This window comes from Antarctobacter aquimaris, from assembly GCF_900184945.1.
In the GTDB taxonomy this organism is placed as follows: Bacteria; Pseudomonadota; Alphaproteobacteria; order Rhodobacterales; family Rhodobacteraceae; genus Maliponia; species Maliponia aquimaris.
Genome location: NZ_FXYF01000001.1, coordinates 180,115 through 193,115, shown reverse-complemented (window position 1 = coordinate 193,115; position 13,001 = coordinate 180,115). Strand labels below are relative to the sequence as shown.

Sequence of the window (13,001 nt, the reverse complement as noted above, 5' to 3'; positions counted from 1 at the left end):
CATGTCTCGGGCTCGAGCCGCCCCTTGCCCGACCGGCAACGCACGACCGATCCGTTCGACTTTGCTCAAGACGACGAGGACGAGGGCAAAGGGAAAGCCTGCATGTCGGACGTTGGCGATTTTGCAGAGGCGATACGAAACAATTTCATGTCTGACGTGTCCCGCACCCTTCGGCCTGTTCCGGAGCTGTTGACAGCATGTACACAAACACGGAAGCCGTAGGATCATTTCGGTTTCGCGGGCACCTTGGCCCGGTTGGCGGCCAAAAGCTCGTGGAACGGCGCAATGATGGGCGACAACCTGCAGGCGCTCGGTGCAAAACTCGGCGAAGTCGCGTTGATCGACACCCGCCGGTCAGGCCACATCAAGCAGATCAACTCCGACAGACCAGGCTTGCCCGGCGGCAGGCCGGTGTGGCGAGGCTGACGTGGTCAACGGTATCCGGGCGCCGCGCGCCTATTTCCTGGATGCCCCGCGCCATCCGGAGAAACGGAATCGGACGGAGCGACCTTGGTCCGCGGTTGCCGACGGGGGCGGGCGATCTTGCCCGGTCAGCTTCGATAGCTTGGAAAACGAGCCCTTGGCGAATCGTTGCCGACATGTCCTCAATCCGGGCTCGCCCCGGAAAGGACCTGCAATTTAGTTATAACCAATTGAAAATAGACAAAGAAAAGCCATATTTCGCAGGCGGTGCCGGCGAGGAGGCACCGGGACGTGATGCGTTTTACCCGCGGTGTTGCTGATTTGACGCGCATCGATGCGCTTGCAGCGATGATTTGGATGCAGGCCGTGATTTGCCATTTGAACGGGAAACGAATTCTGTGTAGGTTGCAAATGGTCGGGCGCGACGCGTCCAATCCTGTACAGTTTTGGAGACAACCATGAAAAAGCTTATGATCATTGCTGCGGCCGCAGCGATCACTGCTACCGCAGCCGCCCCGGTGGCCGCTCAGCAGACCACCGCAGACCCCTTCATCGCCACCCAGACGGCTGAACAAGTTCTTCCGCTGGTGATCATCGGTACGGTCGTCGGTGTCGTGGCAATCGCCGCGGCTTCGGGCACCGACTGACTCGAAGACAGATTTCTGTAAGAAACGGCGGCCCCGGGGTCGCCGTTTTTTATTGCGCTCATAGTTGCGCGAGCACCTGCCATCCCACGAGCGCGCAGGCGCCTGCCACCGCACCAAGCCCGCTCCACAGCAGTCGGGCGGGCCACTTCGAGGGCGGGTGCTGAACCAACGGTTGACCTTGGCGGATCAGCGCGGCTTCGACGAGACCGGGCAGCCTGGGTCCGAACCGCGCCAATACCTGAAGGGTTTTCCACAGGTCCGAGGCCGCCGCCCGAGGGCCGATCGAGTCCTTGATGTAGGCCTCGACCACGGGCTCAGCCACCTTCCAGATGTTCATGCGCGGATCGAGCGAGCGCGCGACACCCTCGACCACCACCATGGTGCGTTGCAGCAGGATCAGCTCGGTCCGGGTTTCCATGCCAAAGCGTTCGGTCACCTCGAAGAGGTAGGCCAGCAGCTTGCCCATCGAGATCCGCGTGGCGTCCATGCCGAAGATCGGCTCGCCCACGGCGCGCAGCGCGCGGGCGAATTCATCGACGTCGCGGTCGGCGGGCACATAGCCGGCTTCGAAATGCACCTCGGCCACCCGCTTGTAGTCGCGCCGGATGAAACCGAACAGGATCTCGGCATAAACGCGACGCGTGTATTCGTCGATGTGCCCCATGATGCCGAAGTCATAGGCGATGATGTCGCCGTTTGGCGCGACCTTGAGGTTGCCCTGGTGCATGTCGGCGTGGAAGAAACCGTCGCGCAGGGCGTGGTTCAGGAACAGTTGCAGCACGCGCTCGGACAGCGCCACGCGGTTGTGGCCCGCCGCGTCCAGTGCTGCGTTGTCGCCCAGCGGCACGCCTTCGGCCCAGGTCATCGTCATGACGCGGCGCCCGGAGTAGGGCCATTTCACCTGCGGCAGGGCAAAGCCGGTGTCCCCGGCCGTGTTGGCGGCGAACTCGCTGGCCGCCGCCATTTCCAGCCGCAGGTCCAGTTCACCCATCACCACGCCTTCGAAATGCGCGATCACCTCCTGCGGGCGCAGCCGGCGCGACGAGGGCGACAGCAGCTCGATCACCGAGGCGGCAAAGTAGAAGGCGTCGATGTCCTTGCGAAAGGCGCGTTCGATCCCCGGGCGCAGCACCTTGACGGCCACCGTTTCGCCGGTGTCCTTCAGCCGCGCCTTGTGCACCTGCGCGATCGAGGCGGCGGCGACAGGCTCGCTGAAATCGTCAAAGACGGCGTCGATCGACAGGCCCAGCTCGTCCTCGATCTGGCGCTTGGCTCCGGAGACGGAAAACGGCGGCAGCTTGTCCTGCAGGACGCGCAGTTCGGTCGCCATGGCGTCGCCCACCACGTCGGGGCGGGTGGACAGGATCTGGCCGAACTTGATGTAGGCCGGGCCCAGCGCGGTCAGCGCACGGACCACGGGGGGCATGGCGGGGTCGCCTTCGTCCCCCAGCCAGCGGAACGGCCAGCCCAACACCCGCGCCGCCACGCGCAGGGGGGCGGGCGCCTCCAGCGCATCCAGGACGGCGCGCATGGCGCCGGTGCGCTCCAGGGTGGCGCCGGTGCGGATCAGGCGCCAGATATTGTGCGGACCCCGCACCTCAGAGCTTCCAGCCGGAGTGCAGGCAGGCGACGCCCATGCTGAGGTTGCGGTACTTGGCGTTGCCGAAACCGGCGGTCTGCACCATGCCGAGGAAGGTCTCCTGGTCGGGAAACTTGCGGATCGATTCGACAAGGTACTGATAGCTGTCGCGGTCCTGCGCGATCACCTGCCCCATGCGCGGGATGATGTTGAAGGAATAGAGGTCGTAGGCCCACTGCATCAGGTCGTTGGGGATCTGGGAGAACTCCAGCACCATCAGCCGCCCGCCGGGGCGCAGCACGCGGTAGGCCTCGTTCAGCGCCTGCTGCGGGCGAGTCACGTTCCGGATGCCAAAGGAAATGGTGTAGACGTCAAAGCTGTTGTCGGCAAAGGGCAGCGCCATCGCGTCGCCCACCACCCAGTCGAGCGAGGAACCCAATGCCTCGGCCTCGGCGCGCTTGCGGCCTTCGACCAGCATGGGTTCGGTCAGGTCCAGCACCGTGGCGTGCCCGCTGCCCGCCCGTTTGAGGAAGCGAAAGGAAATGTCGCCGGTGCCGCCCGCCACGTCCAGCAGGCGCTGGCCGGGCCGCGGAGCCAGCCAGTCCATCATCGCATCCTTCCACAGACGGTGGATGCCAAAGGACATGACATCGTTCATGATGTCGTACTTGGAGGCCACGGAGCGGAACACGCCCTGCACCCGTCCGGCCTTTTCGTTCTCGGGGACATCGGTGAAACCGAAATGCGTTGTTTTCCCGGTGTCTTCGCTCATGGGTCTTGCCGTCCTGTCCTGTCTCGCTTTCTTATAGAGCGCCCCCCGGGCGTTACAATGTGAAGGACCCCGCGTGATGCCCGAATTGCCCGAAGTCGAGACAGTCCGTCGCGGGCTGGCCCCCGTGATGGAGGGCCAGGTGATCGCAACAGCGCAGGTCAATCGCCCCGATCTGCGCTGGCCTTTCCCCGACCGCATGGCCGAAAGGCTGACCGGCGCGCGGGTCGAACGGCTGCGGCGGCGGTCGAAATACATCCTCGCGGACCTGTCGACGGGGGAATCGCTGCTGATCCATCTTGGCATGTCCGGGCGGATGCTGGTGTCCGGCGACCAGCTGGGTCGATTCGTGCATGAGCACCCCGCGCCGGAAAAACACGACCATGTCGTGCTGGACATGGCGGGCGGCGCGCGCATCACCTTCAACGATCCGCGCCGCTTTGGCGCGATGGACCTGATGCCCACCGCGACGGCCGAACAGCATCCGCTGCTGGCCGCGCTGGGGCCCGAGCCGCTGGGAAACACGTTTCACGAGGCCTACCTGGTCGCCGCCCTGCGCGGGCGCAACACGCCGATCAAGGCGGCCTTGCTGGATCAGAAGATCGTCGCCGGTCTGGGCAATATCTATGTGTGTGAAACGCTCTACCGCGCGCGCATCCATCCCGCGCGCCGCGCGAGACGTATCTCGGATCACCGGCTGGCGTCGCTGGTGCCGATCGTCCGCGTCGTCCTGGGGGAGGCGATCGCCGCCGGCGGCTCCAGCCTGCGGGATTTCCGGCAGGCGGACGGCGAACTGGGTTACTTCCAGCACAGCTTTGACGTCTACGGGCGCGAAGGCGACTCCTGCCGGACCGAAGGGTGTACCGACACGGTCCGCCGCATCGTCCAGGGGGGGCGATCCTCGTTCTATTGCGCCAGCTGTCAAAGATAGCTTGAACCACCGGCATGAAATGCTAAGGCTTGGCCCCTGACGGAACCGGACGGAGCCCAAAGCCCATGGCCTATGAGACGATCATCGTCGAAATAGAAGACCACGTCGCCACGATCAAACTGAACCGCCCCGACGCCCTGAACGCGCTGAATTCCCACCTGCTGGGGGAACTCGCGGACGCGCTGGCCGATGCGGACAGGAACGACAAGGTCCGCTGCATCATCATCACCGGCTCGCCCAAGGCCTTTGCCGCCGGTGCCGACATCAAGGAGATGTCGGAAAAGAGCTATGTCGAGATGTTCCTGTCGGACTTCTTCGGCCGCGAGGGCAACGCCATCACCGCGACCCGCAAGCCGATCATCGCGGCGGTGTCCGGCTATGCGCTGGGCGGCGGCTGCGAACTGGCGATGATGTGCGATTTCATCATCGCCGCCGACACCGCCAAGTTCGGCCAGCCCGAGATCAACCTGGGCGTCATGCCCGGCCTGGGCGGCACGCAGCGCCTGACCCGCTTCATCGGCAAGTCCAAGGCGATGGACATGAACCTGACCGGCCGCTTCATGGACGCCGAAGAGGCGGAACGCGCCGGTCTGGTGAGTCGTGTCGTGCCGGCCAAGCAGCTGATGGAAGAGGCGCGCAACGCCGCCGAAAAGGTCGCGGAAAAGTCGATGATCTCGGCCATGGCGGTCAAGGAGGCGGTCAACCGCGCCTACGAGACGACCCTGTCCGAAGGCTTGCTGTATGAGCGCCGCCTGTTCCACGCGCTGTTCTCGACCGAGGACCAGAAGGAAGGCATGGCGGCCTTCATGGACAAGCGGACCGCACAGTTCCGCGACCGCTGAACCGCCAGACCCTCGGTGCGGGCAGAAACGCCTTGCCGGGGGACGGGACCTCTGGTAGAGGCGCCCGTCATACATGCGCGTGATGCCCGCTTGGCAAGAGATGGTCCGGACAGCTGAGTCGGGATGCCAGGGCGTTGCGCGTCGATTGAACACGAACACCGTCGGCAGACGACACAAGAAGGACCGGATCACATGGCCAATACGCCGCAGTCGAAAAAACGCGCCCGTCAGAGCGAAAAGCGCTTTGCTGTCAACAAGGCACGCCGCTCGCGCATCCGCACCTACCTGCGCAAGGTCGAAGAGGCCATCGCCTCGGGCGACCAGGACGCCGCAACCGCCGCCCTGAAAGCCGCCCAGCCCGAGCTGATGCGCGGTGTTACCAAGGGCGTTTTCCACAAGAATACCGCGTCGCGGAAGATCTCGCGCCTGGCATCGCGGGTCAAATCGCTGGCCTGACCCCTCTCTACATCTAGTGTGATTGCCAAAAGGCGCTACATTATGTGGCGCCTTTTTTGCGCCTATAACTATTTGAGCACACACGGGATTCTTTTTCGATTCTCTCCGAGTCAAGCAGTAGTTTCGGTTGCCGCCTCTTCAAGAAGGTTGGTAATTTCACCAAGCGAGTCACATCGCAGGGGGGACAAGGCTGCCGGTTGGCTGGTGTCGTTCATGACGACGCCGACAATCACTTGTACATGCGCGCAAGCGCGGATTACGAGTTCTTCGGGGATCAACCCCGGCCCTGTCCATTGAGACATTATGCAGGTCGCCAGAACGGCGCGCCGGACGGGACACCGGGGCGCTGGGCGACTTACCGGTAGGGGTCACTCCCTCGCTCTTGCTGCTGCGCAAGGGACGATGCTGCTGTCTTTGCCTGAACCTGTGGCCGCCGCCGAGAGTCATCTCGGCACGGGGAATGAGAACGAGGACAGAACGGCAGATGACCAAAGAACAGTGGGGGGCGTTGCAAGACCAGATTTGCAAGGCCGTCGGGCAGAATAACTACAAGATCTGGATCGAACCTCTCCGCTTTGCGGGAACCCGCGACGGAGGCGTGGTCATTCTGCACGCGCCGACCAACTTCTTTCGCAACTACGTGACGCAGAATTACGGCGACCTGCTGCTGAATCACCTGACCAAGACCGCCGCCAACGTGCGCCGCCTGGATGTCCGTGTGGCCAGCTCCGCGCCCGAGACCGATGCCGATGCCCTCCCGGCGACCGCCGCCGCACCGGTGCCGCCGCCGGAAACCCATCGCCCCATGGCCCAGCCTGCCGCGCCGCGGGACAACCTGCCGGGCGCGCCGCTGGATGCGCGCTTTACCTTCGACACCTTCGTCGTCGGCAAACCGAACGAACTGGCCCATGCCGCCGCCAAGCGCGTGGCCGAAGGCGGCCCGGTGTCGTTCAACCCGCTGTTCCTCTACGGCGGCGTGGGTCTGGGCAAGACGCACCTGATGCACGCGATCGCCTGGGAACTGACCCAGCGCAATCCGCACCTTGCCGTGCTGTACCTGTCGGCCGAACAGTTCATGTACCGCTTCGTGCAGGCGCTGCGCGAACGCAAGATGATGGATTTCAAGGAGATGTTCCGCTCGGTCGACGTGCTGATGGTCGACGACGTGCAGTTCATCGCCGGCAAGGACAGCACGCAGGAAGAGTTCTTTCACACCTTCAACGCGCTGGTGGACCAGAACAAGCAGATCATCATTTCGGCCGACCGTGCCCCGGACGAGATCAAGGACCTGGAAAACCGCATCCGTTCGCGGCTGCAATCCGGCCTCGTGGTGGACCTGCATCCAACCGACTACGAGCTGCGCCTGGGCATCCTTCAGACCAAGGTCGAGAGCTACCGCGCGCAGTACAAGGATCTGGTGATCGAGGACGGCGTGCTGGAATTCCTCGCCCACCGGATCAGCACCAACGTCCGCGTGCTCGAAGGGGCGCTGACCCGGCTGTTCGCCTTTGCCTCGCTGGTGGGCAAGCCGATCAACATGGACCTGGTGCAGGACAGCCTGGCCGACGTGCTGCGCGCGTCCGAGCGCAAGATCTCGATCGACGAGATCCAGCGCAAGGTGGCCGAGCACTACAACATCCGCCTGTCGGACATGATCGGGCCCAAGCGGGTGCGCAACTTTGCCCGGCCGCGACAGGTGGCGATGTACCTGTGCAAGCAGCTGACCTCGCGGTCGCTGCCCGAGATCGGCCGCCGTTTTGGCGGGCGCGACCACACCACCGTGATGCACGGCGTCAAGCGCATCGAGGAACTGCGCCAGCAGGATGGGCAGATCGACGAGGATGTCGAGATGCTGCGCCGCGCCCTGGAGGCCTGAGCGCCTGTGGAAAAAATGCGGCGCGTCGGGAACGGCGCGCCGCAACGCCTTGACGCCTAGGAAAAAGCACGGAACAAATCGGTAAAAACCGGCTTGGAGTACAGACCAGCGCGGGCTAGTCTGCGCGTCCCGGCAGTGCGGAGAGGGTAGGGCGATGAAATTCAGCATGGAGAGGGCCGCGCTGTTGCGCGCGGTCGCACAGGCGCAATCGGTGGTGGAGCGGCGCAACACCATTCCGATCCTGGCCAACGTGCTGATCGAGGCCGAGGGCGAGACCGTGACCTTTCGCGCGACCGACCTCGACATCGAGGTGCTGGACCGCGCGGTGGCCCAGGTCGAAAAGGCCGGCGGCACCACCGTCTCGGCCGTGACCCTGCACGAGATCGTCCGCAAGCTGCCCGATGGCGCGCTGGTGGAACTGGCCGCCGATCCCGGCAGCGGACGCGTGTCGGTCTCGGCCGGGCGGTCGCACTTCTCGCTCGCCACGCTGCCCAAGGAAGATTTCCCGGTCATGGCCTCGTCCGAGTACGAGTGCAATTTCACCGCCAAGGCCGAAGTCCTGCGCCGCCTCTTCGACAAATCGAAGTTCGCCATCTCGACCGAGGAAACCCGCTATTACCTGAACGGCGTCTACATGCACACCGCCGATGCCGAGGACGGCAAGGTGCTGCGCTGCGTCGCCACCGACGGACACCGCCTGGCCCGGATCGACGCGCCACTGCCGCCCGGGGCCGAGACAATGCCCGGCGTGATCGTCCCGCGCAAGACCGTGGGCGAGATGCGCAAGCTCTTGGACCAGGACGACATGGACATCGCCGTGTCGGTGTCCGAGACCAAGGTCCGTTTTGCCACGCCCGACATCACGCTGACCTCCAAGGTGATCGACGGCACCTTCCCGGACTACACCCGCGTGATCCCGCATGGGAACACCCGGCAGATGGAGGTGGATGCCTCCGAGTTTGCCAAGGCCGTGGACCGGGTGGCCACGGTGTCCTCGGAACGCTCGCGCGCGGTCAAGCTGCAGATGGACGATGATCGGCTGATCCTGTCGGTCAACGCGCCCGACAGCGGCGCCGCCGAGGAAGAGCTGGCCGTGGCCTATGCCGATGAACGGCTGGAGATCGGTTTCAACGCAAAGTACCTGCTGGAGATCGCCAGCCAGGTCGACCGCGAGAACGCGGTGTTCCTGTTCAACTCGTCCGGCGACCCGACCCTGATGCGCGAGGGCAATGACCTGAGCGCCGTCTACGTCGTGATGCCGATGCGGGTGTGACGATTTTTCCAGGAAAAATCGTGCCTCCGGCGGGGGGTATTTTTGCAGAAAAGAAGGCCTGAGTCGTGCATCTGACGCAGCTCGCGCTTTCGCATTTCCGGTCGCACCTTCGGGCGCGGCTGGACGTCGATGCGCGCCCGGTGGCCATTTTCGGCCCCAACGGCGCCGGCAAGACCAACCTGATCGAGGCGGTGTCATTGTTTTCGCCGGGGCGGGGGCTGCGGCGGGCCTCGGCGGCCGAGATGGCGCGGCGACGCGAGGCGCTGGGCTGGAAGATTACCGGCCATCTGGACGGCCCGGAGGGCGCGCACGAGATCGCCTTTGCCTCCGAGGAGGGGGCGGCGCGCAGCGTCACCATCGACGACAAGCCCGCCAGCCAGATTGCCCTGGGCCGCATTGCCCGCTGCGTCTGGCTGGTGCCGGCGATGGACCGGCTGTGGATCGAGGGGGCCGAGGGGCGGCGGCGGTTTCTCGATCGGATGACCCTGTCGTTCTTTCCCGATCATGCGCAGGCGGCGCTGGACTATGAAAAGGCCATGCGCGAACGCAACCGCCTGCTGAAGGACAGTGTCCGCGACGCCCATTGGTATCACGCGCTGGAGGGGCAGATGGCCAAATCCGGCGCCCTGCTGACGGCGAACCGGCAGGAGGCGGTCGCGCGCTTGCAGGCGGCGCAGGCGGCGGCGGAGACGGCCTTTCCGGTGGCCGAACTGGATCTCGTGCAGTCCGAGGGATCCTTGCCGGAGAGCGAGGCCGACCTGCGCGCGGCGCTGGCCGAAAGCCGGTTTCGCGACATGGCGGCGGGCCGCGCGCTGGTGGGGCCACACCGGACCGACCTTTACGGCGTCTTCGCGGCCAAGGGCGTGCCGGCATCGGACTGTTCGACCGGGGAGCAGAAGGCGCTGCTGATCTCGCTCATCCTGTCGAACGCGCGGGCGCTGGCACAGGACTTCGGCGCGGCGCCGATCCTGCTGCTGGACGAGGTGGCGGCACACCTGGATGCGGGTCGCCGCGCGGCGCTCTATGACGAGATCTGCATCCTGGGCGCGCAGGCCTGGATGACCGGCACCGGACCGGAGCTGTTCGCCGAACTGGGCGCGCGGGCGCAGCATTTCGAGGTCACCGAGGAGGGCGGGGATTCCCGCGTCGTGCGGCATGATTGAGGCGATTCCCGAACATGTGCTGACCGAGGCGGACGAGACGCAGATCGCCGCGCTGTTGCGTCAGTGTTTTCCCACCAACTTTGGCGGGCGCAGTTTCTACCAGCAGCGGCCCACGCTGCGCCTGGTCTGGCGTGAGGGCGGCATCCTCGGCCATGTGGCGCTGTTCTGCCGTGCGGTGCGCCTGGATGGTGAATTAACGGACATCCTGGGGCTGGGCGACATCGCCACCGATCCGCAGGCGCGGGGCTGGGGCATCGGCACGGCGCTGGTGCAACGCGCGCTGGAGACGGGAAGCGCGCCCTTTGCCGTGCTGTTCGGCGCGCGCACGCTGTACGATCGGGCGGGGTTCAAGCCGGTCGCCAATCCCTACCTGCACGTCGACATGACCGGCGCGCGGACGCAGGCGGTCGTGCGCAGGAACAGCCAATTCCTCAAGGTCCGCGCGCGCGCGGACAGGCCCTGGCCCGAGGGTGCAGAGGTGGATTTCCTGGGTTCGCTGTTCTGAACCCGCGGCCTTGCGGTGCGCCGCTGCGCAAACCCCCAAATATTGTGTCTCTTGCGTGACATTCCCGCCCCGAGTCTCTATAAATCGGGCCGAAACGACCAAGGATCAGTCAATGACCGACCAGCCCGCGGTGCCCGAAGAGTATGGCGCCGATTCCATCAAGGTTCTCAAAGGCTTGGAGGCCGTGCGCAAGCGCCCCGGCATGTACATCGGTGACACCGACGACGGCTCGGGCCTGCATCACATGGTCTACGAGGTGGTCGACAACGGCATCGACGAGGCTTTGGCCAAGCATGCCGACTACGTGCACGTGAAGATTCACGCCGACAGCAGCGTGTCGGTGCGCGACAACGGGCGCGGAATCCCGGTCGACATTCACGCCGGCGAAGGCGTCTCGGCGGCCGAGGTCATCATGACCCAGCTGCACGCGGGCGGGAAGTTCGACCAGAACTCCTACAAGGTCTCGGGCGGCCTGCACGGCGTCGGCGTGTCCGTCGTCAATGCGCTGTCGGTCTGGCTGGATCTGCGGATCTGGCGCAACGGCAAGGAGCATTACGCCCGCTTCGAACATGGCGAGACGGTCGAACACCTGCGCGAAGTCGGCCCGGCCAACGGCGAGCGCGGCACCGAGGTGCGCTTTCTCGCCTCGACCAAGACCTTCTCGAACCTGGAATACCACTTTGAAACGCTGGAAAAGCGCCTGCGCGAACTGGCCTTCCTGAACTCCGGCGTGCGCATCATCCTCGAGGACGAACGCCCGGCCGAGCCGGTGCGCTCCGAGCTGTTCTTCGAAGGCGGCGTGCGCGAGTTCGTGAAATACCTCGACCGGCACAAGCAGGCCGTCATGCCAGACCCCATCTACATGGAAGGCGAAAAGGACGGCATCGGCGTCGAAGTGGCGATGTGGTGGAACGACAGCTACCACGAGAACGTGCTGCCCTTTACCAACAACATCCCGCAGCGCGACGGCGGCACGCACCTGGCCGGTTTCCGCGGTGCGCTGACCCGGACAATTCAGAAGTACGCGCAGGAATCCGGGATCGCCAAGCGCGAGAAGATCAACTTTACCGGCGACGACGCGCGCGAAGGCCTGACTGCGGTGCTGTCGGTCAAGGTGCCGGACCCCAAGTTCAGCTCGCAGACCAAGGACAAGCTGGTGTCCTCCGAGGTGCGCCCGGCGGTCGAGGGGCTGATGAACGAAAAGCTCTGGGAGTGGTTCGAGGAGAACCCGCAGCAGGCCAAGAGCATCGTCGGCAAGATCATCGAGGCGGCGCTGGCGCGCGAGGCGGCGCGCAAGGCGCGCGAGCTGACCCGGCGCAAGACGGCGATGGACGTCAGCTTCAACGCGGCCAAGCTGAAGGACTGTTCGGAAAAGGATCCCGCCCTGACCGAGCTGTTCCTGGTCGAGGGCGATTCGGCCGGTGGGTCGGCGCAGACGGGGCGTGATCGGCGCACCCAGGCGATCCTGCCCCTGCGCGGCAAGATCCTGAACGTCGAGCGCGCGCGCTTTGACCGGATGCTGGGCAGCCAGGAGATCGGCAACCTGGTGATGGCGCTGGGCACCGGCATCGGGCGGGACGAATTCGACGTCTCCAAGATCCGCTATCACAAGATCATCATCATGACGGACGCCGACGTGGACGGCGCGCACATCCGCACGCTCTTGCTGACGTTCTTCTATCGGCAGATGCCGGCGCTGATCGAAAAGGGCTATCTCTACATCGCGCAGCCGCCCCTGTACAAAGTCGCGCGCGGCAAGTCCGAGGTCTACCTCAAGGACCAGACCGCGCTGGACGACTACCTGATCCAGCAGGGCATCGAGGGTGCGCAGCTGCGGTTGGGCCATGGCGAGGTGATCGTCGGGCAGGACCTGGTGCGCGTGGTCGAAGAGGCGCGGTCGCTGCGCCGCGTGCTGGACGCCTTCCCGACGCATTACCCGCGCCACATCCTGGAACAGGCGGCCATCGCCGGGGCTTTTGTGCCCGGTGCGGTGGAGGCCAACCTGCAAGGCGTCGCCGACACCGTCGCGGCGCGGCTGGACCTGATCGCGCTGGAGTATGAACGCGGCTGGACCGGCCGCATCACCCAGGACAAGGGCATCCGCCTGGCGCGCATCCTGCGCGGGGTCGAGGAGGTGCGCACGCTGGACGGGCCGATGCTGCGGTCGGGCGAGGCGCGCAAGACTGGCACCTTTACCGAGAGCCTGCAAAACGTCTACGACACCGCTGCCACGCTGGAACGCAAGGACCGCCGGCAGCTGATCCACGGCCCGCTCGACCTGCTCAAGGCGATCCTGGACGAGGGCGAAAAGGGCCTGACCTTGCAACGCTACAAGGGGTTGGGCGAGATGAACCCGGGGCAGCTGTGGGAAACCACGCTGGACCCGAACGCGCGCACCCTGTTGCGGGTCACGATCGACGACATGGCCGAGGCGGACGACCTGTTCACCAAGCTGATGGGCGACGTGGTCGAACCGCGCCGCGAGTTCATCCAGCAGAACGCGCTGACGGTGGAAAACCTCGACTTCTGAGGTTTTC

General features: G+C 65.1%; 13 protein-coding genes. 11 read left to right on the top strand and 2 right to left on the bottom strand.

The genetic code is table 11. The features are described 5' to 3' along the window. Positions 1–285: 285 nt before the first annotated feature. From MAA8898_RS26095 to MAA8898_RS25640, 3 genes are all read left to right on the top strand, one after another. Positions 286–426: a hypothetical protein gene (locus MAA8898_RS26095; RefSeq protein WP_176445032.1), complete on the top strand. Its 141-nt coding sequence runs from the start codon at positions 286–288 to the stop codon at positions 424–426. A gap of 288 nt (positions 427–714) precedes the next feature. Next, positions 715–885, top strand: a complete 171-nt coding sequence (locus MAA8898_RS26090) for a hypothetical protein (RefSeq protein WP_176445031.1) — start codon at positions 715–717, stop codon at positions 883–885. Beyond that, positions 882–1,070: a hypothetical protein gene (locus tag MAA8898_RS25640; protein WP_141194757.1), complete on the top strand. Its 189-nt coding sequence runs from the start codon at positions 882–884 to the stop codon at positions 1,068–1,070. The genes MAA8898_RS26090 and MAA8898_RS25640 overlap by 4 nt, the downstream gene beginning before the upstream one ends. Positions 1,071–1,128: 58 nt before the next feature. Here MAA8898_RS25640 and ubiB read toward each other — a convergent pair whose 3' ends face one another. Next, positions 1,129–2,667, bottom strand: coding sequence for a 2-polyprenylphenol 6-hydroxylase (gene ubiB, locus MAA8898_RS00850; protein WP_094019075.1), 1,539 nt, complete (start codon positions 2,665–2,667; stop codon positions 1,129–1,131). 1 nt (position 2,668) lies between these two features. Then, positions 2,669–3,421, bottom strand: coding sequence for a bifunctional demethylmenaquinone methyltransferase/2-methoxy-6-polyprenyl-1,4-benzoquinol methylase UbiE (gene ubiE / locus MAA8898_RS00845; RefSeq protein WP_094019074.1), 753 nt, complete (start codon positions 3,419–3,421; stop codon positions 2,669–2,671). Between the two features lie 76 nt (positions 3,422–3,497). Between ubiE and mutM the strand changes: the two genes are divergently transcribed. The 8 genes from mutM to gyrB all read left to right on the top strand — a co-directional run bounded on the left by mutM (position 3,498) and on the right by gyrB (position 12,994). After that, positions 3,498–4,349: a bifunctional DNA-formamidopyrimidine glycosylase/DNA-(apurinic or apyrimidinic site) lyase gene (mutM, locus tag MAA8898_RS00840; protein WP_094019073.1), complete on the top strand. Its 852-nt coding sequence runs from the start codon at positions 3,498–3,500 to the stop codon at positions 4,347–4,349. Between the two features lie 65 nt (positions 4,350–4,414). Next, positions 4,415–5,191, top strand: coding sequence for an enoyl-CoA hydratase (locus MAA8898_RS00835; RefSeq protein ID WP_094019072.1), 777 nt, complete (start codon positions 4,415–4,417; stop codon positions 5,189–5,191). A gap of 192 nt (positions 5,192–5,383) precedes the next feature. After that, entirely contained in the window at positions 5,384–5,647 is a 264-nt protein-coding gene (rpsT, locus tag MAA8898_RS00830) for a 30S ribosomal protein S20 (RefSeq protein WP_094019071.1), read from the top strand. Positions 5,648–6,131: 484 nt separating this feature from the next. After that, positions 6,132–7,523 carry a chromosomal replication initiator protein DnaA gene (gene dnaA, locus MAA8898_RS00825; RefSeq protein WP_217900472.1) on the top strand — a complete coding sequence of 464 codons (1,392 nt, stop codon included), beginning with the start codon at positions 6,132–6,134 and terminating at the stop codon, positions 7,521–7,523. A gap of 154 nt (positions 7,524–7,677) precedes the next feature. Continuing rightward, a complete protein-coding gene (gene dnaN, locus MAA8898_RS00820) occupies positions 7,678–8,796 on the top strand; it encodes a DNA polymerase III subunit beta (RefSeq protein ID WP_094019069.1) in 1,119 nt (372 codons plus the stop codon). A gap of 65 nt (positions 8,797–8,861) precedes the next feature. Then, positions 8,862–9,959: a DNA replication/repair protein RecF gene (gene recF, locus MAA8898_RS00815; RefSeq protein ID WP_094019068.1), complete on the top strand. Its 1,098-nt coding sequence runs from the start codon at positions 8,862–8,864 to the stop codon at positions 9,957–9,959. Continuing rightward, positions 9,952–10,464 (top strand): GNAT family N-acetyltransferase, encoded by a 513-nt coding sequence (locus tag MAA8898_RS00810; protein ID WP_094019067.1) that lies wholly within the window; start codon positions 9,952–9,954, stop codon positions 10,462–10,464. The genes recF and MAA8898_RS00810 overlap by 8 nt, the downstream gene beginning before the upstream one ends. A 112-nt stretch (positions 10,465–10,576) precedes the next feature. Beyond that, the gene (gene gyrB, locus MAA8898_RS00805) at positions 10,577–12,994 is read left to right on the top strand and encodes a DNA topoisomerase (ATP-hydrolyzing) subunit B (protein ID WP_094019066.1); all 2,418 of its coding nucleotides are present in this window, start codon (positions 10,577–10,579) and stop codon (positions 12,992–12,994) included. The last annotated feature ends 7 nt before the right edge of the window (positions 12,995–13,001 follow it).